This is a genomic window from Streptomyces sp. NPDC028314, assembly GCF_055565795.1.
In genome coordinates, this window is record NZ_JBVHTP010000014.1 from 1 (window position 1) to 19,083 (window position 19,083).

General features: G+C 73.0%; 18 protein-coding genes. 7 read left to right on the top strand and 11 right to left on the bottom strand.

All coding sequences use genetic code 11. The features are described from left to right. Positions 1-384: 384 nt before the first annotated feature. A complete protein-coding gene (locus ACZ4TG_RS28550; protein WP_468167760.1) occupies positions 385-813 on the bottom strand; it encodes a Zn-ribbon domain-containing OB-fold protein in 429 nt (142 codons plus the stop codon). After that, complete coding sequence (locus tag ACZ4TG_RS28555; protein ID WP_468167762.1) at positions 810-1,262, bottom strand: DoxX family membrane protein; 453 nt, start codon at positions 1,260-1,262, stop codon at positions 810-812. The genes ACZ4TG_RS28550 and ACZ4TG_RS28555 overlap by 4 nt, the downstream gene beginning before the upstream one ends. A gap of 180 nt (positions 1,263-1,442) precedes the next feature. On the opposite strand from ACZ4TG_RS28555, the gene ACZ4TG_RS28560 reads away from it, so the two are divergent. The 4 genes from ACZ4TG_RS28560 to ACZ4TG_RS28575 all read left to right on the top strand — a co-directional run bounded on the left by ACZ4TG_RS28560 (position 1,443) and on the right by ACZ4TG_RS28575 (position 6,864). Continuing rightward, positions 1,443-2,618, top strand: coding sequence for a flavin-containing monooxygenase (locus ACZ4TG_RS28560; protein ID WP_468167764.1), 1,176 nt, complete (start codon positions 1,443-1,445; stop codon positions 2,616-2,618). 124 nt (positions 2,619-2,742) lie between these two features. Further along, the gene (locus ACZ4TG_RS28565) at positions 2,743-3,510 is read left to right on the top strand and encodes a DUF3592 domain-containing protein (protein WP_468167766.1); all 768 of its coding nucleotides are present in this window, start codon (positions 2,743-2,745) and stop codon (positions 3,508-3,510) included. 214 nt (positions 3,511-3,724) lie between these two features. Continuing rightward, a complete protein-coding gene (locus ACZ4TG_RS28570) occupies positions 3,725-5,959 on the top strand; it encodes an acetate--CoA ligase family protein (RefSeq protein ID WP_468167768.1) in 2,235 nt (744 codons plus the stop codon). A gap of 104 nt (positions 5,960-6,063) precedes the next feature. Then, entirely contained in the window at positions 6,064-6,864 is an 801-nt protein-coding gene (locus tag ACZ4TG_RS28575; protein ID WP_468167770.1) for an enoyl-CoA hydratase/isomerase family protein, read from the top strand. A gap of 33 nt (positions 6,865-6,897) precedes the next feature. On the opposite strand, the gene ACZ4TG_RS28580 is transcribed toward ACZ4TG_RS28575, so the two are convergent. Together ACZ4TG_RS28580 and ACZ4TG_RS28585 are read right to left on the bottom strand one after the other, a co-directional pair. Continuing rightward, positions 6,898-7,674, bottom strand: coding sequence for a VOC family protein (locus ACZ4TG_RS28580; RefSeq protein ID WP_468167772.1), 777 nt, complete (start codon positions 7,672-7,674; stop codon positions 6,898-6,900). A gap of 139 nt (positions 7,675-7,813) precedes the next feature. Next, positions 7,814-8,713 (bottom strand): hypothetical protein, encoded by a 900-nt coding sequence (locus ACZ4TG_RS28585; RefSeq protein WP_468167774.1) that lies wholly within the window; start codon positions 8,711-8,713, stop codon positions 7,814-7,816. 130 nt (positions 8,714-8,843) lie between these two features. Here ACZ4TG_RS28585 and ACZ4TG_RS28590 point away from each other — a divergent pair, with 130 nt between their 5' ends. Beyond that, complete coding sequence (locus tag ACZ4TG_RS28590; RefSeq protein ID WP_468168277.1) at positions 8,844-9,467, top strand: flavin reductase family protein; 624 nt, start codon at positions 8,844-8,846, stop codon at positions 9,465-9,467. A gap of 136 nt (positions 9,468-9,603) precedes the next feature. On the opposite strand, the gene ACZ4TG_RS28595 is transcribed toward ACZ4TG_RS28590, so the two are convergent. The 3 genes from ACZ4TG_RS28595 to ACZ4TG_RS28605 are packed head-to-tail and all read right to left on the bottom strand — an operon-like array spanning position 9,604 to position 12,805. After that, positions 9,604-10,671 carry a Zn-dependent alcohol dehydrogenase gene (locus ACZ4TG_RS28595; RefSeq protein ID WP_468167776.1) on the bottom strand — a complete coding sequence of 356 codons (1,068 nt, stop codon included), beginning with the start codon at positions 10,669-10,671 and terminating at the stop codon, positions 9,604-9,606. A gap of 4 nt (positions 10,672-10,675) precedes the next feature. Further along, positions 10,676-11,875 (bottom strand): acyl-CoA dehydrogenase family protein, encoded by a 1,200-nt coding sequence (locus ACZ4TG_RS28600; protein ID WP_468167778.1) that lies wholly within the window; start codon positions 11,873-11,875, stop codon positions 10,676-10,678. Between the two features lie 9 nt (positions 11,876-11,884). Next, complete coding sequence (locus ACZ4TG_RS28605; protein WP_468167780.1) at positions 11,885-12,805, bottom strand: SDR family NAD(P)-dependent oxidoreductase; 921 nt, start codon at positions 12,803-12,805, stop codon at positions 11,885-11,887. 108 nt (positions 12,806-12,913) lie between these two features. Here ACZ4TG_RS28605 and ACZ4TG_RS28610 point away from each other — a divergent pair, with 108 nt between their 5' ends. Together ACZ4TG_RS28610 and ACZ4TG_RS28615 are read left to right on the top strand one after the other, a co-directional pair. Continuing rightward, positions 12,914-13,840 (top strand): cyclase family protein, encoded by a 927-nt coding sequence (locus ACZ4TG_RS28610; RefSeq protein WP_468167782.1) that lies wholly within the window; start codon positions 12,914-12,916, stop codon positions 13,838-13,840. A 59-nt stretch (positions 13,841-13,899) separates the two neighbouring features. Further along, positions 13,900-14,766, top strand: a complete 867-nt coding sequence (locus ACZ4TG_RS28615) for a hypothetical protein (protein ID WP_468167784.1) — start codon at positions 13,900-13,902, stop codon at positions 14,764-14,766. Between the two features lie 156 nt (positions 14,767-14,922). Here the strand turns inward: ACZ4TG_RS28615 and ACZ4TG_RS28620 are convergent, their stop codons facing one another. From ACZ4TG_RS28620 to ACZ4TG_RS28635, 4 genes are all read right to left on the bottom strand, one after another. Further along, positions 14,923-15,396: an ATP-binding protein gene (locus ACZ4TG_RS28620; RefSeq protein WP_468167786.1), complete on the bottom strand. Its 474-nt coding sequence runs from the start codon at positions 15,394-15,396 to the stop codon at positions 14,923-14,925. A 387-nt stretch (positions 15,397-15,783) separates the two neighbouring features. Continuing rightward, positions 15,784-16,680 (bottom strand): acyl-CoA dehydrogenase family protein, encoded by an 897-nt coding sequence (locus tag ACZ4TG_RS28625; protein WP_468167788.1) that lies wholly within the window; start codon positions 16,678-16,680, stop codon positions 15,784-15,786. Positions 16,681-16,685: 5 nt separating this feature from the next. Continuing rightward, positions 16,686-17,840, bottom strand: coding sequence for an acyl-CoA dehydrogenase (locus ACZ4TG_RS28630; RefSeq protein WP_468167790.1), 1,155 nt, complete (start codon positions 17,838-17,840; stop codon positions 16,686-16,688). Then, positions 17,831-19,042, bottom strand: a complete 1,212-nt coding sequence (locus tag ACZ4TG_RS28635) for an amidohydrolase family protein (RefSeq protein WP_468167792.1) — start codon at positions 19,040-19,042, stop codon at positions 17,831-17,833. The genes ACZ4TG_RS28630 and ACZ4TG_RS28635 overlap by 10 nt, the downstream gene beginning before the upstream one ends. Positions 19,043-19,083 lie beyond the last annotated feature (41 nt).

Below are 19,083 nucleotides of genomic sequence, written 5' to 3' on the forward strand. Positions count from 1 at the left end.
GCTTCGTGGCCGGGGGCGGTGTCGGGGTGGGGTGTTGTCCGGGGCTAAAACGTGATTTGTTGGCGCCCTGTACCGCCCGGCAACTGGGGGCTCGGTTCGGGCGCCATAAATCATGCCCGCCCCGGACCACACCCCACCCCGGCGGCGTCCCCGGCACCCCGCCCAGGCCGCAGCCAAACCCAGCCCCGCCGGCGCTTGAGGCGCCCGGGCGCAGCCCGGGGCCGGAAGCAACGGCGCCGCAGGCGACCAACTCAATCGCCCGGCCAGGGCAACGGCAGCCGAGCTGCAAACCTGATCCCGCCCCGCAGGGGGGCAACCCGAACCCCACCCCCGCCCGGCCAGGGCACCGGCCCGGCCAGGGCACCGGCCCGGCCAGGGCCCCCGTCAACGCCCGGCCAGGGCACCGGCCGGGGCGAAGAGCGGGATCCAGACCCCCTCCGCCTCGCGGAAGGCGACCGCCAGCGCCATCCCGACCCGCAGGGCGCCCGGCTCGCAGTCGACCACCTCCGTCATCATCCGCGGCCCCTCCGCGAGATCCACCACCGCCGCCACATACGGCACCCGCTCCCCGAACGGCGGCAGGTCGTTCCGGTGGATCACCGACCACGTGTACAGGGCGGCCAGCCCACCGGCCTGCTCCCAGGTGACCCGGTCCTCCCCCGCCCAGCAGTACGGGCAGAACTCCCGCGGGTAGTGGTGCGCCCGCCCGCATTCCCCGCAGCGGCGGACCAGCAGCCGTCCCTCCGCCGCCGCCTCCCAGTACGGGCGGGTGAACTCGTCCACCTCGGGCAGGTCGTACCGGGCCGTGTTCACAGGAAGAGTCCCATCGCCGCGTCGAGTGACCAGACCTGCCAGCCCATCGCGAACAGCGCGACGGCCGAGATGAGCGCCATCATCGCGTTCTGCCCCTGCTCGGCCCAGTCGTGGATCATCAGCACCAGGTAGAGCAGGTTCAGCAGCAGCCCGCCCACCAGCGCGACCGGCGTGAGCAGGCCCAGGACCAGGCCGAGTCCCAGCGCGAGCTCCGCGTACACCACCACGTACGCCATCAGCCTCGGCCGGGGCCGGACGACCTTGTCGAAGCCGCCCCGCACGAAGCCCCACCGGTGCTTGCCCGCGACGTCGGCGGCCCAGGCGATGCCGGTGCCGCGTTCGAACCAGCCCTTCTTGTCCTTGTGCCGCCAGCTCTCCAGCCACCACAGGCCGAGGCCTATCCGGAGCACGGCTGTCCATTCGGCCCCGCTGAGCCAGATGGTCTGCATCGGCGTCCTCCACCCCACTCGCGATCTGACGGTACGTCAGTTGAGCGGATCGGGGCCGATCGCGCAAGAGCTCCGCCGCACCCCGGCCCGCGCCCCGGCCCGCGGTCCGTGATCGATCCGCAATCGATTCCCTCCTTGTCCGAGACCCATCAACTCTGTGTGTCGATACGATCACTCCTCATGCCCGCAGCCCCCGCGCCCGACATGACCACCCAGCCCCGCCCCGTCTACGTGATCGGCGCCGGCCCCGGCGGCCTCGCCGTCGCCGCCGCGCTGCGCGCCCGCGGGGTCCGTGCCGTGGTCGTCGAGAAGTCCGACGCCGTCGGCGCCTCCTGGCGCAGCCACTACGACCGGCTCCGCCTCCACACCACGCGCCGCCTATCCGCCCTGCCCGGCCTCGCCATGCCGCGTCGCTTCGGGCGGTGGGTGGCCCGCGAGAACGTGGTGCGGTACCTGGAGAAGTACGCCGAGTTCCACGAGCTGGAGCTGGTCACCGGTGTCGAGGTGACCCGGGTCGAGCGCGCCGCCGACGACTCCGGCTGGACCCTGCACGCCAGCGGCGGCCGGGAGCTGGCCGCCGGGGCGGTGGTCGTGGCCACCGGGTTCAACCACACCCCCGCGCTTCCCGACTGGCCCGGCCGGGAGGCGTTCGGCGGGGAGCTGCTGCACGCCGCCGGCTACCGCGGCCCCGAGCCGTACGAGGGCCGGGACATGCTGGTCGTCGGCGTCGGCAACACCGGGGCGGAGATAGCCGTCGACCTCGCCGAGGGCGGGGCGGCGCGGGTGCGGCTCGCCGTGCGCACCGCCCCGCACATCGTGCGCCGTTCCACCGCCGGCTGGCCCGCCCAGCGCTCCGGGATCCTGGTGCGGCGGCTGCCCGTACGGCTCGTGGACCGGCTCTGCGCGCTCGTCGCGAAGGCCTCCGTCCCGGACCTGTCGGCGTACGGCCTTCCGCGCCCCTCCACCGGCCTGTACAGCAGGGTCGGGCAGGGCGCGATCCCGGTCCAGGACGTCGGCCTGATCGACGCGGTCCGCGGCGGGCGGGTCGAACCGGTCGCCGCCGTCGCCTCCTTCGAGGGCGCCGAGGTGGTGCTGGCCGACGGCTCGCGGATCGCGCCGGACGCGGTGATCGCGGCGACCGGCTACCGGCGCGCCCTGGAGGGCCTGGTCGGCCACCTCGGCGTACTGGACGACCGCGGCCGCCCCCTCGTACACGGCGCCCGCACCCCCGCGCAGGCCCCCGACCTGTACTTCACCGGTTTCACCAACCCCATCAGCGGCATGTTCCGCGAGATGGCGCTGGACGCCGAGAAGATCGCCAAGGCCGTGGCCCGCAAGGGCCGCCGCTGCGGCTAGGTTCCCGGCCCTGCCGTGCCGGACCGTCGGCCGGGGTCGACGTCCCGCGGCCGGCCGGGAACCCGGACGCCGCTGTGACGCTCTACCTGTTGAATGGCGTTTCCACACGTTCGACGGGTGATTCATGTTCCAGATCTTGTTCACCGCCCTCCCCGCACTGGTGGCGCTCGGCGGCGTCGTGGGCATCGCCGTGGTCGTGGTCCGGCAGCGCCGGCTCCGGGCGGCGTGGAGCAGCGGGATCGCGGTCCAGGGCCGCTGCCTGCGGAGTTACCTGACGACGGTCACCCGCCGCAGCGGTCACGGCCACCGCTCGACCCACCGGAGCCTGACCCACGTCTACGAGTTCACCGACCTCGACGGGCGGGTGAGGCGCTTCGAGGAGGCCGGGCAGGCGACCGTCTTCGAGGGGGAGACCGTCACCGTGCGGTACCCGCAGGGGCGGCCCGACCGGGCGACCGCCCTGGCTCCGGGCGACCGGACGGAGCGGACGAAGGCGGCGCTCGCCATCGGCTGCCTCGGCTTCTTCACCCTGCTGGGCACCGTGGCGGCCTGCGTCTTCTTCGTCGCGGTCACGGGCATGACCGAGATCGGCGACAGGATCCCGAGGCCGCCCGCGGCCCCCGCCGCCCCGGAGGCTCCGGGGCGCCCGGCCGCGCCCTCCGGCGGCTGGCCCACCGAACTGCCGCCCCCGCCGACGGGATTCCCCTCCCTGCCGGACATGCCGTCCGCGCCCCCCATGCCCTCCCCGCCGCCCATGCCGCCCCTGCCCTCCCCGCCGCCCATGCCGCCCATGCCGCCCATGCCGCCCCTGCCACCCATGCCTCCCGTGCCGTCGGAGGACCTCTCCGGGCCGCCCCCGCTCCCCCCGGGATTCCCTGACATCCCGCGCTGATCACCCCCGTGCGCGGGCTCGGCCGAATCCCCCCTGGACCGGCCGTAGCGGAATCTGTCACCGTTCACCACATCACCTCCACCAGCTTTCCTGCGCAGGGCTGTTCCTGACGGCGCGTCAGTTAAGTAATCTGACTACGCGTCAGTTAGTGCATTCTCTTCGTGCACTCATGAGTTCGGTTCATGGAGTTCATCGAGCAGGAGCGGGCGGAACGATGCTTGGATCTACTCACGGCACCCTCACCACCGACTTCCGCGCACGTGTCGAGGCCTGCGGGGAAACCCCCAGGGCGGCCGTCCACTCCACGGCGGCCCCGACCGCCGAGGACGCGGTCGCACTGGACATCAGCGGACGGCCCCTGCACGCCGATGTGCCCGACCTGGACCGGTTCTTCCGGCCGGAGTCGGTCGCCGTCATCGGCGCCTCCGACGCCGAGGGCAGGCCGAACACCGGCATCACCCGGCAGCTCATCGGCTGGGCGGAGCGCGTCGGCGCCCGGATCCACCCCGTGCACCCGACCCGCCCCACCGTCTTCGGGCTGCCCTGCCACGCCTCCGTGGCCGACCTGCCCGAACAGGTGGACCTGGCGGTCCTGCTCGTCGGCGATCCGCTGCCGGTCATCGAGGAACTCGCCGAGGCCAAGGTGAAGTTCGCCGTCGCCTTCGCCTCCGGCTTCGCGGAGACCGGGGACGCCGGCGCCGCGGCCCAGGCCCGCCTCGCGGCCGCCGTACAGCGCTCGGGGCTGCGCCTGCTGGGCCCGAACACCAACCTCAACGCCTTCGAGAGGTTCCGCGACGACCTCGACGGGCCGGCGATCGCGCTGATCACCCAGTCCGGCCACCAGGGCCGGCCGGTGTACACCCTCCAGGAGCTGGGGATCCGGCTCTCGCACTGGGCTCCCACGGGCAACGAGGCGGACCTGGAGACCTCCGACTTCATCTCCTACTTCGCGGAGCAGCCCGAGGTCGGGGCCATCGCCTGCTACGTGGAGGGCCTCAAGGACGGCCGGTCCTTCCTGCTGGCCGCCGACCGGGCCGCCCGCAACGGCGTGCCGGTGGTCGCCGTCAAGGTCGGCCGCACCGAGACGGGCGCCCGGATGGCCGCCTCCCACACCGGGAAGCTGACCGGCGCCGACACCGTCGTGGACGCGGCGATGCGCCAGTTCGGGGTGATCCGGGTCGACGGGCTGGACGAGCTCCAGGACACCGCCGCCCTGCTGGCCCGGGCGCGCAGACCGCTGGCGGACGGGGTGGTCGTGTACTCCATCTCCGGCGGTACGGGCGCCCACTTCTCCGACCTGGCCACGGAGGCGGGACTGAGCCTGCCCGCCCTCCCGCAGGCCAAGCAGGACGAGCTGCACCAGTGGATCCCCGAGTACCTGAACGTCGCCAACCCCGTGGACAACGGTGGCCACCCCGTGGGCGACTGGCGCGGCCGCAAGATCATCGACGCGATCCTCGCCGACCCTTCCGTGGGCGTGCTGATCTGTCCGATCACCGGCCCCTTCCCTCCCATGAGCGACAAGCTCGCCCAGGACCTGGTGGACGCCGCCGAGCAGACGGACAAGCTGATCTGCGTGGTCTGGGGCTCCCCCGTCGGCACCGAGGAGGCCTACCGCACCACCCTGCTGGGTTCCTCCCGGGTGGCGACGTTCCGTACCTTCGGCAACTGCATCACCGCCGTACGGGCCTACCTCGGCCACCACCGCTTCACCGCCGCCTACCGCTCCCCCTTCGACGAGGCCCCGCGCACGCCGTCGCCCTCGTACCGCAAGGCGCAGGCCCTGATGCGCCCCGGCCAGCAGCTCAGCGAGCACGCCGCGAAACAGCTGCTGCGGGCGTACGGGATACGGGTCCCCCGTGAGCAGCTGGTGACGAGCGCGGCGGCGGCCGTCCGGGCGGCCGGGCTGGTGGGCTACCCGGTGGTGATGAAGGCCTCGGGTCCGCAGCTGGCGCACAAGACGGAGCTGGGCCTGGTGAAGATCGGCCTGACCTCCGCGAGCCAGATCCGCGACGCGTACCGGGAGCTGACGGACATCGCGCGCTACGAGGGCGTCCCGCTGGACGGGATCCTGGTCTGCCAGATGGTGGAGCGGGGGGTGGAGATGGTCGTCGGCGTCACCCAGGACGACCTCTTCGGCCCGACCGTGACCGTGGGGCTGGGCGGGGTCCTGGTGGAGGTGCTGCACGACGCGGCGGTCCGGGTGCCGCCGTTCGGCGAGGACCAGGCCCGGGCGATGCTCACCGAGCTGCGGGGCCACCCGCTGCTGGAGGGCGTACGGGGCGCCCCGCCGGCGGACGTGGACGCGCTGGTGGAGGTGATCCTGCGGGTCCAGCGGATGGCGCTGGAACTGGGCGACGAGCTCTCGGAGCTGGACATCAACCCGCTGATGGTCCTCCCGAGGGGGCAGGGGGCGGTGGCCCTGGACGCCCTGGCGATCTGCCGCTGACCTGGTCGCCGCAGTGCGGATCCTCCCCCGCCCCGCCCCCGCCCCAGCCCCCGCCCGAGCCCCGAGCGAGGGGCCCGCACTCCACCACGAACGGGAGCCCGACCATGACCGCAACCGCCGGGGACGAGGTCCTCCACCGCACCGAGAACGGCGTCTCGTGGATCACCCTGAACCGTCCCGAGGCCATGAACGCCGTCACCTGGGAGCAGCGCGAGCGCATCATCGCCCTGCTCGCGGAGGCCTCCGCGGACCCCGCCGTCCGGGCCGTCGTCGTCACGGCGACCGGGAAGGGGTTCTGTGCGGGAGCCGATCTGCGCGGCGGTCCCGCCTCGGGGGACAGGGTCGCCGGGGACGTGGCCCGGATGATCCGGCTGGGGGCGCAGCGGCTCATCACGGCCGTCCTGGACTGCGAGAAGCCGGTGATCGCCGCCGTGAACGGCACGGCCGCCGGGATCGGGGCCCATCTGGCGCTGGCCTGCGACCTGGTGATCGCGGCGGAACCGGCCCGGTTCATCGAGGTGTTCGTCCGGCGCGGCCTGGTCCCGGACGGCGGCGGCGCGTACCTGCTGCCGCGCCTGCTCGGGCCGCAGAAGGCCAAGGAGCTGATGTTCTTCGGGGACGCGGTGGCGGCCGCCGAGGCCGAACGCCTCGGTCTGGTCAACAAGGTGGTTGCGGCCGGGGACCTGGAGGCCGCCGCCCGGGAGTGGGCGGAGCGCCTCGCGCAGGGCCCGACGCGGGCCATCGCCATGACGAAGCAGCTGGTCAACGCCTCCTTGGACGGTGACCGGGCGGCCGCACTGGCCGCCGAGGCCACCGCTCAGGAGATCAACATGACCACCGCGGACGCGAACGAGGGCGTCGCGAGCTTCGTGGAGCGCCGCACCCCCAAGTACCTGGGGCGCTGACCCCGGGGCCGTGCGCCCCCGTCGTTCACCGGCTCACATCTGCGGGTCGGGCTTCAGCAGGGCGAACATCGCCCCCGCCGGGTCCGCGAGGAACGCGATGCGGCCGACGGACGGCACGTCCGTCGCCGGCATCAGTACGGATCCGCCGTTCTCCGTGGCCTTCGCGACGGTGGCGTCGACGTCCGGGGAGTTGAAGTACGGCACCCAGCCCATCGGCCCGTCGCCCTGTGAGGGGGCGACTCCGCCGAAGGAGCCCTGCTGCTGGTCGCCGTCGGCGATGCTGAGCACGCGGTAGGTCATGCCGGGTGCCTGCATCTCCTGCTGCCGCCAGCCGAACAGGCCGTGGTAGAAGGCGATGTCGGCGACCGGGTCGGGTACGTGCAGCTCCACCCACACCAGCGTGTTGTCGACGGAGGTCAGCCCCAGTCCGGTGGTCTTGCCGGGCTGCCAGAGCGCGAACTCGGCGCCCTGCGGGTCGGTGGCCTGGGCCAGCCATCCCTCGCCCATGACGTCCATGGGCTCGGCGCGGATGCTCCCGCCGCCGTCCTTGACGTCCTTGACGGTGGCCTGGATGTCCTCGGTCTTGAAGTGCACCATCCAGGCCGGCTTCGCGCCCTCCTCGGTGAGCGGTCCGATGGCGGCGACGGTCTTCCCGTCCAGCTGGAAGAAGCCGTAACCGCCGGCCTCGGGACCCGCGGAGACGAACTGCCAGCCGAACAGAGCGCCGTAGAAGGCCGCCTCCCTGCCGGTGTCGGGGCTCCCGAGGTCGAGCCAGTTGGGCGATCCGGTGCGGAATTCGGTGCCGAGCATGGGGATCCTCCTGGGTGGGCGGGGCCAACGGGCCGCAGGCCACGATGCCGAGCCCGCCCCGGGCTGTCCGGCGTACGGGTCCACGCGCGGCGCCGGTTCCACCCGTACGGGGGAACCGGCGCCGCGCGCTGCCCGCGGGCTACCGGCGGCGCAGGATCACGAGGTCGTCGCCGTCGGGGTTGTCGAGCAGGCTGAACAGCTGGGGTTCGGAGGCGGTCCCGGCCACCTGCCAGTGCCGGACGCCCTTGCAGCCCGCGACGGTGAGCGAGACCCCGTCGCGGAAGTCGTCCGGCCCGGGGTGGAGTGCCCGGCTGCGCGGCTCGAAGTTCCAGGTGCCGGTGCCCGAGCAGCGCTCCGGGTCCCCGAAGCCGGCGTTGACGGGCAGGTCCCGGACCAGGGCCTCGCCGTTCTCGCGCAGCTCCAGCCGGGCGCCGGCGGACCCGGTCCACTCGCCGGCGTACTGCGCTGCGGCCAGGCGCGGGGGTTCGTACGAGAACCAGCCCGTCCGGAGCTGGCAGAACCCGGCGAGGACGGTGAGGCCCAGTGCGAACCCGGTGAGCGCGGTGACGAGGCCGAGCATCCGCGGCCACGACTGCTGCCTGCGGTGGGCGTACAGGGCGGCCAGCGCGGGGAGCACGCCGGCGGCCGCGATCCAGGCCCACGTCTGGCCGTACGGGGCGCCGACCGCGGAGCTGACCGGCCACGCGTACGCGGCGGCGAATCCGGCGATCCAGGCCGCCGCCCAGCGGGGGTGGCCGCTGAGCCGGGTCAGCGCCATCACCGGAAGGGTGAAGAGCCCCCAGTGCAGGCCGGCGCACAGCAGGAGGAGGAACGGTCCGAGGACGAGCAGGACGATGACCTCGATCCCGCCGGAGAAGGTGGTGCCGTAGTCGTCGCGCAGCCCGGAGAGGGCGACCCGGAACACCGCCCACACGAGGAACTGGCCCGCGGCGGCGAGTTCCGCGCCGACGGCCAGGCGCGCGAACCTGCCGCCGCGCACCGGCTTCGCCTGCGTTCCCGTCCGCTGTCCCGTGACCACAATGACCCCCGAGGTGAATTGAACACGTTCAATAGACCTGGAGGTTACACCTTCCGGGCCGGCCCGTCCCCACCCCTTCCAATCTGACGAACCGTCAGCTTCAATCGACACTGTGATGGGACACGCAGGGATGGCGGCCACCGTCGTCCGATACCTCAGGTCGGTCGGCTCCCCCACCTCCGCCGCGCCGGAGCCGGAGCCGGAGCACGGTCCGGTGGACGTGCTGCCACGCCCGGACCTGCGGGCGGTCGGCGAGGACGAGCGCGCGCCCGTCAGCCCCGCCGAGTTCCGGGCCGTACTGTCGAACTTCGCCAGCGGGGTCACGGTCATCACCGCACCGCCCGGCGCGGACGAGGACGGTCCGGCCGGCTTCGCCTGCCAGTCCTTCGCCTCGCTCTCCCTGGACCCGCCCCTGGTCACCTTCATGGTGGCCCGCACGTCGACCACCTGGCCGCGGATCGCCCGCGCGGGGGTGTTCTGCGTCAACATCCTGGGCGCCGAACAAGGGGGCCTGTGCCGCTCCTTCGCGGTCAGCGGCGCCGACAAGTTCGCCGGGGTGCCCTACCGCCCGGCGCCCGTGACCGGCTCGCCGCAGCTCGACGACGTGCCCGCCTGGATCGACTGCCGGATCCACGCCGTCCACACCGGCGGGGACCACCTCATCGTCGTGGGGCGCGTCGAGGCCATGGGCGCGGCGGGCGAGGGCGACCCGCTGCTCTTCCACAGGGGCCGCTTCGGCCGCTTCACGGACTGACCGGGGCCGGCCGGGGCGGCTTCGGCCGTTCACGGACCAGCCAGGCCCGACCCGGGACCGACCGGGGCCGACGCGGCCGCTCCGGCCGGCCGGGACCGACCGGGGCCGGCCCGGGCGCGGCCGGCCCCGACCTGACTCAGAAGGTGAGCACCCCGCGGGCCACGCGCCCGTGGTGGGCGTCGTCGGCCGCCTTGGCGAAGTCCTCCACCGGGTAGACCTGCGTCACCAGCTCGTCCAGCAGCAGCTTCCCCTGCCGGTACAGCTCGGCGTACAGCGCGATGTCGCGCTGGGGGCGCGAGGACCCGTACCGGCAGCCCATGATCGTCTTGTCCAGGTACATGGACGAGACGAGGAACGAAGCCTCCTCCGTGAAGCCCGGCACACCCAGCAGGACGGCCTGCCCGTGCCGGTCCAGCAGGTCGATCGCCTGGCGGATCAGCTTCACGCTGCCCACGCACTCGAAGGCGTGGTCCGCGCCCGTCGGCAGGATCTCCCGCACCGCCGCGGAGGAGTCCGCGACCGCCGAGGCGTCGATGAAGTGGGTGGCCCCGAACCGGCGGGCCACCGCCTCCTTCGCCGGGTTCGCGTCGACCGCGACGATCGTGGTGGCGCCCGCGATCCGGGCGCCCTGGAGCACGTTGAGCCCGATGCCCCCGGTGCCGATGACGACCACCGACTCGCCCCGGTCGACCTTCGCCCGGTTGAGCACCGCCCCGACCCCCGTCAGGACCCCGCACCCGATCAGCGCCGCCGACGTCAGCGGGATGTCCTCGGGGATCTTCACCGCCTGTACGGCCCTGACGAGGGTCCGCTCCGCGAAGGCCGAGTTGGAGGCGAACTGGAACAGCGGCTTCCCGCCCCGCGAGAACGGCTGTCCCGGCATCCCGATCGCCTTGCGGCACATCGTCGGCCGCCCCCGGTCGCAGTCCGCGCACGCCCCGCAGTTCGCCAGGGTGGACAGCGAGACGTGATCCCCGGGCGCCACGTGCGTGACCCCGGAGCCGACGGCCTCCACCACCCCCGCGCCCTCGTGCCCCAGCACCACCGGCGGCGGGAACGGGATCGTCCCGTCGATCACCGACAGGTCGCTGTGGCACAGCCCGGCCGCCGCTATCGCGACCAGCACCTCCCCCGGCCCCGGATCGCGGATCTCCAGGTCCTCGACCACCTGGGCCCGCCTGCCGTCGAACACGACGCCTCTCATACCTTCACCGCGACTCTCTGGGAAGGCCGAGCACCCGCTCGGCGATGATGTTCCGCTGGATCTCGTCCGAGCCGCCGTAGATCGTGTCGGCCCGGGTGAACAGGAACAGGCGCTGGTCCTCGTCAAGTCCGCGTTCGTACGGGGCCGCGTGCTCCCAGTCCGCCCGCCCGGCCGTGGCCGCCGCGCCCCGGACCGCCACCGCCAGCTCCCCGAGCCGCCGGTGCCAGCCGCCCCACAGCAGCTTGGCCACGCTCGGCGCACCCGGATCCCCGGCCGTGCCCAGCGTCCGCAGCGCGTTCCACCGCATCGTGCGCAGCTCGGCCCACTGCCGTACGAGGCGGTCCCGCAGCACGGGATCCGCCTCGCCCGAGGCCGCGTACGCGGCGAGCACCCGCTCCAGCTCCGCCGCGAAGCCGATCTGCTGGACCAGTGTGGAGACGCCGCGTTCCAGGGCGAGCAGGCCCATGGCCACGGTCCAGCCCTCGCCCTCGCCGCCGACGTGCTCGGCGGCCACGGCCCCGTCGAACCAGACCTCGTTGAACTCCGCCGTCCCCGACAGCTGCCGGATCGGCCGGACCTCGACACGCCCCGGCTGGTCCATCCGTACCAGCAGGAAGGACAGCCCCCGGTGCCGTTTCGAGCCCGCTTCCGTGCGTGCCAGTACGAAGCACCAGTCCGCGTCCTGGGCCAGGGAGGTCCAGATCTTCTGGCCGGTGACCCGGTACAGGCCGTCCGCCGGGTCGCGGACGGCGGCCGTACGGATCCCCGCGAGGTCGGATCCGGCGCCCGGCTCGCTGTAGCCCTGGCACCACAGCTCCTCGCCGCGCGCGATCCCGGGCAGGAAGCGGTCCTGCTGGTCCCGGCTCCCGTACGCGACGAGGGTGGGGGCCAGGAGGTTCTCCCCGATGTGGCCCACCCGGCCGGGAGCGCGCAGCGCCGCGTACTCCTCCGCCCACACCACCTGCCCGGTCAGGGAGAGCCGCTGCTGGCCGTAGGCCCCGTCCGGGACCTGCCAGCCCTGCCCGATCCACCCGCCGCCGCCCAGCTCCCGCTCCCAGGCGCGGCGCGCCTCGATGCCCTCGTGCTCGCTGCCCGGGCCGCCGAGGCCGAGGGCCTGCGCGTACGGGCCCACGAGGTGCTCCGCCAGCCACGACCGGGCGCGGCCGCGCAGTGCCTCGTCCTCGGCCCCGAAACTGAAGTCCACCGGCCCCCCTCAGGCGTTGGGGCGGTCCTTGGCGGCCGCCGCCTGCGCCATCGCTTCGAGCTGCGCGAGCATCGGCATCGGGTCGGTGCCCACGGTCCCGGGCAGGAAGTCGGCGATCTTCTCGGGGGTCCAGGAGCCCTCCGCGTACCCGGCGCGCAGCTCGCGCGGCTGGGCCCAGACGGCGATCTTCGGGCCGGCGATCGTGTAGACCTGGCCGGTGATCTTCTCGCCGCCGACGGCGACGGCCTTGTCGGACAGCAGGTAGGTCACCAGCGCGGCGACGTCCTCGGGCTCCCCGATCTCCTTGAGCTCCATGGGCACGTTGGCCGACATCCGGGTACGGGCGACGGGTGCGACGGCGTTGGCCGTCACTCCGTACTTGGCCAGGCCGAGCGCGGCCGACCGGACGAGGGAGATGATCCCGCCCTTGGCGGCGCTGTAGTTGGCCTGGGCGACGGAGCCCTGGTGGTTGCCGCTGGTGAAGCCGATCAGGGTGCCCGTGCCCTGCCTGCGCATGACGGAGGAGGCGGCGCGGAAGACGGTGAAGGTGCCCTTGAGGTGGGTGGCGACGACGGGGTCCCATTCCTCCTCGGTCATGTTGAAGAGCATCCGCTCGCGCAGGATGCCGGCGACGCACACCACCCCGTCGATGCGTCCGTACCGGGCGAGCGCCGTGTCGACGATGCGCTGGCCGCCCTCCATGGTCGAGATGTCGTCGGCGACGGCCACCGCCTCGCCGCCGGCCGCCACGATCTCCTTCACCACCGCTTCCGCGACCTCGCTGGTGGGCTCGCCGCCCTCGATGCCGACGCCGTAGTCGTTGACGACGACCCTGGCGCCCTCGGCGGCCGCGGCGAGTGCCACGGCCCGTCCTATGCCCCGGCCCGCACCGGTGACGGCGATGACCTTGCCTGCCAAGAAGTTCCCCACGCCCGGCCCCTTCCCGCGTTTTCTGACGGACCGTTAGATTCTATGGGCAGTCGGATACGCCTGCACAAGACCTGGTTGGTTTCCGTACGGCAAGGAGCTGATGAGTCCATGGGCATGCCCGCCGAGTTCCACGACATCGCCAAGCGCGTCAACAACTGGGGCCGCTGGGGCGCCGACGACGAGATCGGCACCCTCAACCTCATCACCGACGAGGTCGTACGGGCGGCCGCCGCCGAGGTCCGCACCGGCCGCCGGATCCCGCTCGCGCTCCCCCTGAAGGAGGACGGGGTGCAGGCCGGCCTGATCCCCGGCCGGATCAACCCGCTGCACACGATGGTGCAGATCAACCAGGAGCTCTTCGGGCCGGGCACGGTGGCGTGCAGCGACGACGCCGTGACGATGGGGCTCCAGTGCGGCACGCACTGGGACGCCCTCACGCACGTCTCGCACTCCGGGAAGATCTACAACGGCCGCCCGGCCACGAGCATCACGGCGCACGCGCGGGCCGAGTTCAGCGGCATCGACAAGGCCGGGCACATCGTCTCGCGCGGGGTGCTGCTCGACGTGGCCCGCGCCAAGGGCCTGGACCGGCTGCCGGGGGACCACGCGGTGACCCCCCAGGACCTGGCGGAGGCGGAGGAGTTCGGCGGGGTGACCGTCCGCGCCGGGGACGTCGTCCTGGTCCGCACGGGCCAGATCCAGGTCTACCTGGCCGGCGACAAGCACGGCTACGGATTCCCCTCGCCGGGCCTGTCCGTGCGCACGCCCGAATGGTTCCACGCGCGTGACGTGGCGGCCGTCGCCAATGACACCCTTACCTTCGAGATCTTCCCGCCGGAGATCGAGAACCTCTGGCTGCCGGTGCACGCGCTGGACCTGGTGGAGATGGGCATGCACCAGGGCCAGAACTGGAACCTCGAAAAGTTGTCCACAGCCTGTGCAGAAGAGAACCGGTACGCGTTCCTCCTCTCCGCGATGCCGGAGCCCTTCGTCGGCGCCGTGGGGACGCCGGTCGCCCCGGTGGCGATCCTCTGACCCGGCGGCCGGGGTTCCCGAGCCGCCCGGTCGCCGCGTGTACCTGACACCATGTCCCGGTGGACGTGGCCGAGTTGGTACTCAAGTACGTGGAAGCGCTGGTGTGGCCGGTGGTCACCCTGCTGCTCGTCTGGGGTCTGCGCGCACACCTGACGGCGGTACTGGGCCGGGTGACGCGCCTGGAGACCCCGGTGGGCTCGCTGGAGTTCGCGGCGGAGGCGGCCGCGGTACGCGACTCCCTCGCCCGGGGCGTCTACGCGGCCGCCCAGGCCCCCTGGCGGCCCGCCCCCGACCGACCCGACGGCGGCTGGCCCGACCGCGACAGCGCCGACCACCGTGACGTGCCCGACGGCGACTGGGCCGAGCCCGACCGGCCCGACCGCGACAGCGCCGACCACCGTGACGCGCCCGACGGCAACAGCACCGACCGCCGCCGCGTGCCCGACCGGCCCGACGGCGACCGGCCCGACCCCGACCGGCCGCCCGCCTTCGGGCAGCCCGGCCAGGTGTATCCGCAGCCCGGCATCCCGCTCCAGGGCCGCACTGCGCCCGGCCCGGCCGGCTGGCTCGCCCGCTTCGGGGAGGCCCGGCGGATCGTGGACCGCTCGCCGCAGTTCGCCCTCGTACGGGCCTGGGAGGCGCTGACCGACCTGTCGGCGGACGCCCTCACCGGGCTGGAGCGGCTCCCGGCGCGCCCGGAGCCGCTGGCGATCTCCGAGGCGCTCGCCCGGCACGGCCTGCCCGTACCGCTGGTGTCACTGCACCGCCGGCTCTGCCTGCTGTACGACCGGGCGGCGGACACCGAGGCCCAGGTGGACCCGGCGGCGGCCCTGGACTTCGTGGACAGCTGCGAGCTGACCGCAGTCGCGATCCTCGACTGGACCCGCACCAGGGACCGGTCGCCGGACCGGCCCCGCACGCTCTGACCTGCGGGTGGCGGCGACGCGCATGCACGCCCCGAGCGCGGCACGGCAGCCGCCACCCCACGACCCGCACTCGTCAAGGCAGGACCCTTGGCGTCCCCTCGCGACGAATCGTTCACCACTAGAGTGATCAACACGTGACGAACCGTCAACACCTCGTTAGAGGTACACGCGCGGTTCCCGGGCCGGGTCAAAATGTTCGCAAGGCCTCTCGGGGGTGTCCGTGGCGCAGTCCGCGGCCGCCTTTTCCGCCCGGTCGATCTCGCACCAGATCCGCTTGCCGCCGCCCTCGCGCTGCCAGCCCCAGCGGTCCGCCAGCCCGTCCACCAGCTCCAGGCCGCGCCCGCCCGTGTCGTCACCGGCGGCCTGCCGCCGGGCCGGCGCCCGGTCGCTCGCGTCGGCCACCTCGACCCGCACCCCCGGCCCGCCGAACAGCATCCGCAGCACGGCGGGACAGCCCGTGTGCACGACCGCGTTGGTGACCAGCTCGGAGATCAGCAGGATCAGGGTCTCGGCGAGGGGTTCGTCGACCCCTATGCCGCATCCGGCCAGCCGCGACCGCGCCCACCGGCGCGCCCTGCCGACCTCGGCCGGGTCCGCTCCCACCTCAAGCTGAACCTGAAGCACCTGCACCGCTCACACCATCCGAACCGGCGGACACGTCGCCTCACGACGGAACGGGATCACGGACCGTGACCCCCTTGCGGAGCAGCATGGTTGACATACAGTCACCACAACAAGCGCTTCGGGCATATTCCAGCGCGAAGGAGTAGGCGTGGTGCATACTGTGCGACCCTCATGCCGCTCAACCGCTCGCATTCGTGGGAGCGTACCGGAGCAGACCCCCGGCTCCGGTACGTAATGCGGCGGCCGAAGGACACAAACCGATATCAACTCTCCGTAATCGGACATGCGTCCCGCCCCACCCCTCCCGTGCCCTCCTGTCACAGCGCGCAAGCGCCGCGCACACCCGGACCGCACCCCGCGGCTACGGTCCGCTCCGGCTACCGTCCGCTCCGGCTACGGCGCGCTCCTCAGCAGCTCGGCCGCCAGCAGCTCCTCGGCCTCCGCCGCCGTGCGCCACTGCTCGGCCCGCACCCAGGCCCGTTTGAGGTGCAGGTGGACGTCCGCCTCCCAGGTGAATCCCATACCGCCGTGCACCTGGAGGCAGTCCCGGGCGTTGCGCACGGCCGCCTCGTCGGCCAGCAGCTTGGCCGCCGCGATCTCCCCGGGGTCAGAGGTCACCGCCGCCGCGTAGACCGCCGTACGGGCCACCTCGGCCCGCACCAGCATCTGCGCGCACAGGTGCTTGACCGCCTGGAAGGCGCCGATCGGCTGCCCGAACTGCTCGCGTTCCCCCGCGTACCGCACCGCCAGCTCCACCGTCCGCAGCGCGCTCCCGAGCTGGAGCGCGGCCGTCAGCAGCGCCCCCTCCGCCCGGTGCCCGTCGGGGGCGGGGGCGAAGACGACCCGGTGCAGGGGGGTGAGCGGGTCCGCCGAGCGGACCGGCTCGCCCGAAGGGAGTACGGGCACCCCGAGCACGGCGTCCGATTCCGCCAGGTACGGCACGAGGGTGCCGTCCAGGTCGGAGGCCGTCACCACGGTGGTCCCGGACGCGGCCCCCGGGACCCGTCCGGCCGCCAGGTGCGTGGCCACGAGCGGCCCCGGCAGGAGCACCCGCCCGGCCTCCTCGAAGACCAGGACGGCCTCCGGGAGCCCGAGACCGACCCCGCCGTCGGCCTCGGGGAGCCGCAGCGCGAAGAACCCCGCCTCGCCGAGCTCCCGCCACAGCTGCCGGTCGACGGTGACGGCGGCGTCGAGCGACGCCCGCAGGGCCTCGCGGCCGTACCGCCCGGCGAGCAGGTCCCGCATGCCCGCCCGCAGGTTCCGCTGGTCCTCGGTCGGCTGGAAGTCCAAGCCGTTCACCGGCCCTTCGGGAGGCCGAGGATGCGCTCGGCGACGATGTTCCGCTGGATCTGCGAGGTGCCCGCCGCGATCGTGTACGAGAGGGACGAGAGCCGGTCGTGGACCCACTCCTCGTCCAGCACGAGCGAGCCCGCGCCGAGCACCCGGGCCGCCACGTCGTAGAGCTCCTGGCGCGCATGCGAGTACGCCAGCTTGAAGACGCTGCCACCCGTGCCCGGGACGCCGCCCGAGCGCTCGGACTCGCTGACGTTCCACTGCGTCAGCCGCCAGAGGGCGCCGAACTCGCCGTGGAGCCGTCCGAGGGCGCGACGTACGACCGGATCGTCCCAGCGCCCGTTCTCCTTCGCGGTCCGGGCCAGCTCGGACAGGGTCCGCCGGCAGGCGACCACCTCGCCGACGAAGGCCGTCCCCCGCTCGAAGGACAGGGTCACCATCGTGACCCGCCAGCCGTCGTTCTCCGCGCCGACCCGGTTGGCGACCGGGACCCGCACCCCGTCGAGGAACATCTGCGCGAACTCGGCCGATCCCGCGAGGGTGCGCAGCGGCCTGACCGTCACCCCCGGCGCGTCCATGGGCATGGCCAGCCAGGAGATCCCCCGGTGCTTGGGGGCTTCGGGATCCGTGCGCACGAGCAGCTCGCACCAGTCGGCGACCTCCGCGTGCGAGGTCCAGATCTTCGATCCCGAGATCACGTACTCGTCCCCGTCGCGCACCGCGCGGGTGCGCAGGGCGGCCAGGTCCGAGCCTGCGTCCGGCTCGCTGAAGCCCTGGCACCACACCTCGTCCCCGCGCAGCACCGGCGGCAGCCAGCGCGAGCGCTGCTCGGCGGTGCCCTCGGCGGCGATGGTCGGGCCGGCGTGCAGCAGCCCGACGAAGTTCGCGCCGACGTACGGGGCTCCCGCGCGCTCCGTCTCCTCCAGGAAGATCAGGTGCTGGGTCGGGGTGGCCCCCCGCCCGCCCGCGTCCACGGGCCAGTGCAGGCCCGCGTACCCGGCGTCGTACAGCCTGCGCTGCCACCCCGCGTCGTACGCGCGCCGGCCCGGCCAGTCGTCGGGGGAGGGCTTGGCGGGCAGCTCGGGCAGGGTCTTGGCGAGCCATTCGCGCAGCCGTGCCCGGAACTCCCGCTCCTCGTCGGTGTAGGTCAGGTCCACTGCTCGTCCAGATCCAGGTCCAGGTCCAGGCCGAGCATGCGGATGGCGTTGCCGCGCATCAGCTTGTAGACCGTCTCGTCGTCGAGGCCCTTGACGTGGTCGAGGGCGACCTCCTTGGTGTGCGGGAAGGTCGAGTCCACGTGCGGGTAGTCGGTCTCGAAGGTCGCGTTGTCGCGGCCGACGACGTCGAGCGAGGCGATCCCGTGCTTGTCGCGGAAGAAGCAGCAGAACATCTGCCGGTAGTAGTACGTCGACGGCGGCTCGGGGATCAGGTCCTTGACCCCGCCCCAGGCGCGGTGCTCCCGCCAGACGTCGTCCGCGCGCTCCAGGGCGTACGGGATCCAGCCCATCTGGCCCTCGCTGTAGGCCAGTTTGAGCGTCGGGTACTTCACCAGCACCCCGGAGAAGAGGAAGTCCATCATCGAGGCCATCGCGTTGTTGAAGCTGAGCGAGGCCTGGACGGCGGGCGGCGCGTCGGGGGACGCGGCGGGCATCTGGGAGGAGGACCCGATGTGCATGTTGACGACGGTGCCGGTCTCCTGGCAGACGGCGAAGAAGGGGTCCCAGTACCCGGAGTGGATCGACGGCAGCCCGAGGTAGGTCGGGATCTCGGAGAAGGTGACCGCCCGTACCCCGCGTGCGGCGTTGCGCCGGATCTCGGCCACCGCCAGGTCGATGTCCCAGAGCGGGATGATGCACAGCGGGATGAGCCGGCCGCCGCTGTCGCCGCACCACTCCTCGACCATCCAGTCGTTGTAGGCCCGGACGCAGGCGAGCGCGACCTCCTTGTCGTGGGCCTCGGCGAAGGTCTGCCCGCAAAAGCGCGGGAAGGTCGGGAAGCACAGCGAGGCCTCGACGTGGTTGAGGTCCATGTCGGCGAGCCGCGCCTTGGGGTCCCAGCAGCCCCTGCGCATCTCCTCGCGGGTGATGCCCTCCAGGGTCATGTCGTCGCGGTCGAAGCCGACGGCGGCGATGTTGCGCTTGTACGGGAACTTCAGGTCCTCGTAGATCCACCAGTCGGTGGGCGGGCCGTCGGGGTCCATGGAGATCACGTACTTACCGCCCGTGTAGACGAGATCGCCGATGCCCGCGGTCAGCGCCTTGGGCCCGCGGTCGCGGTACTTGGCGGGCAGCCACACGTCGAAGAGGTGCGCGGGCTCGATCACATGATCGTCGACGCTGATGATCCGAGGCAGTTCCATGGTGTCCCCTCGCCGAATCTGATGGATCGTCAGAAACAAGC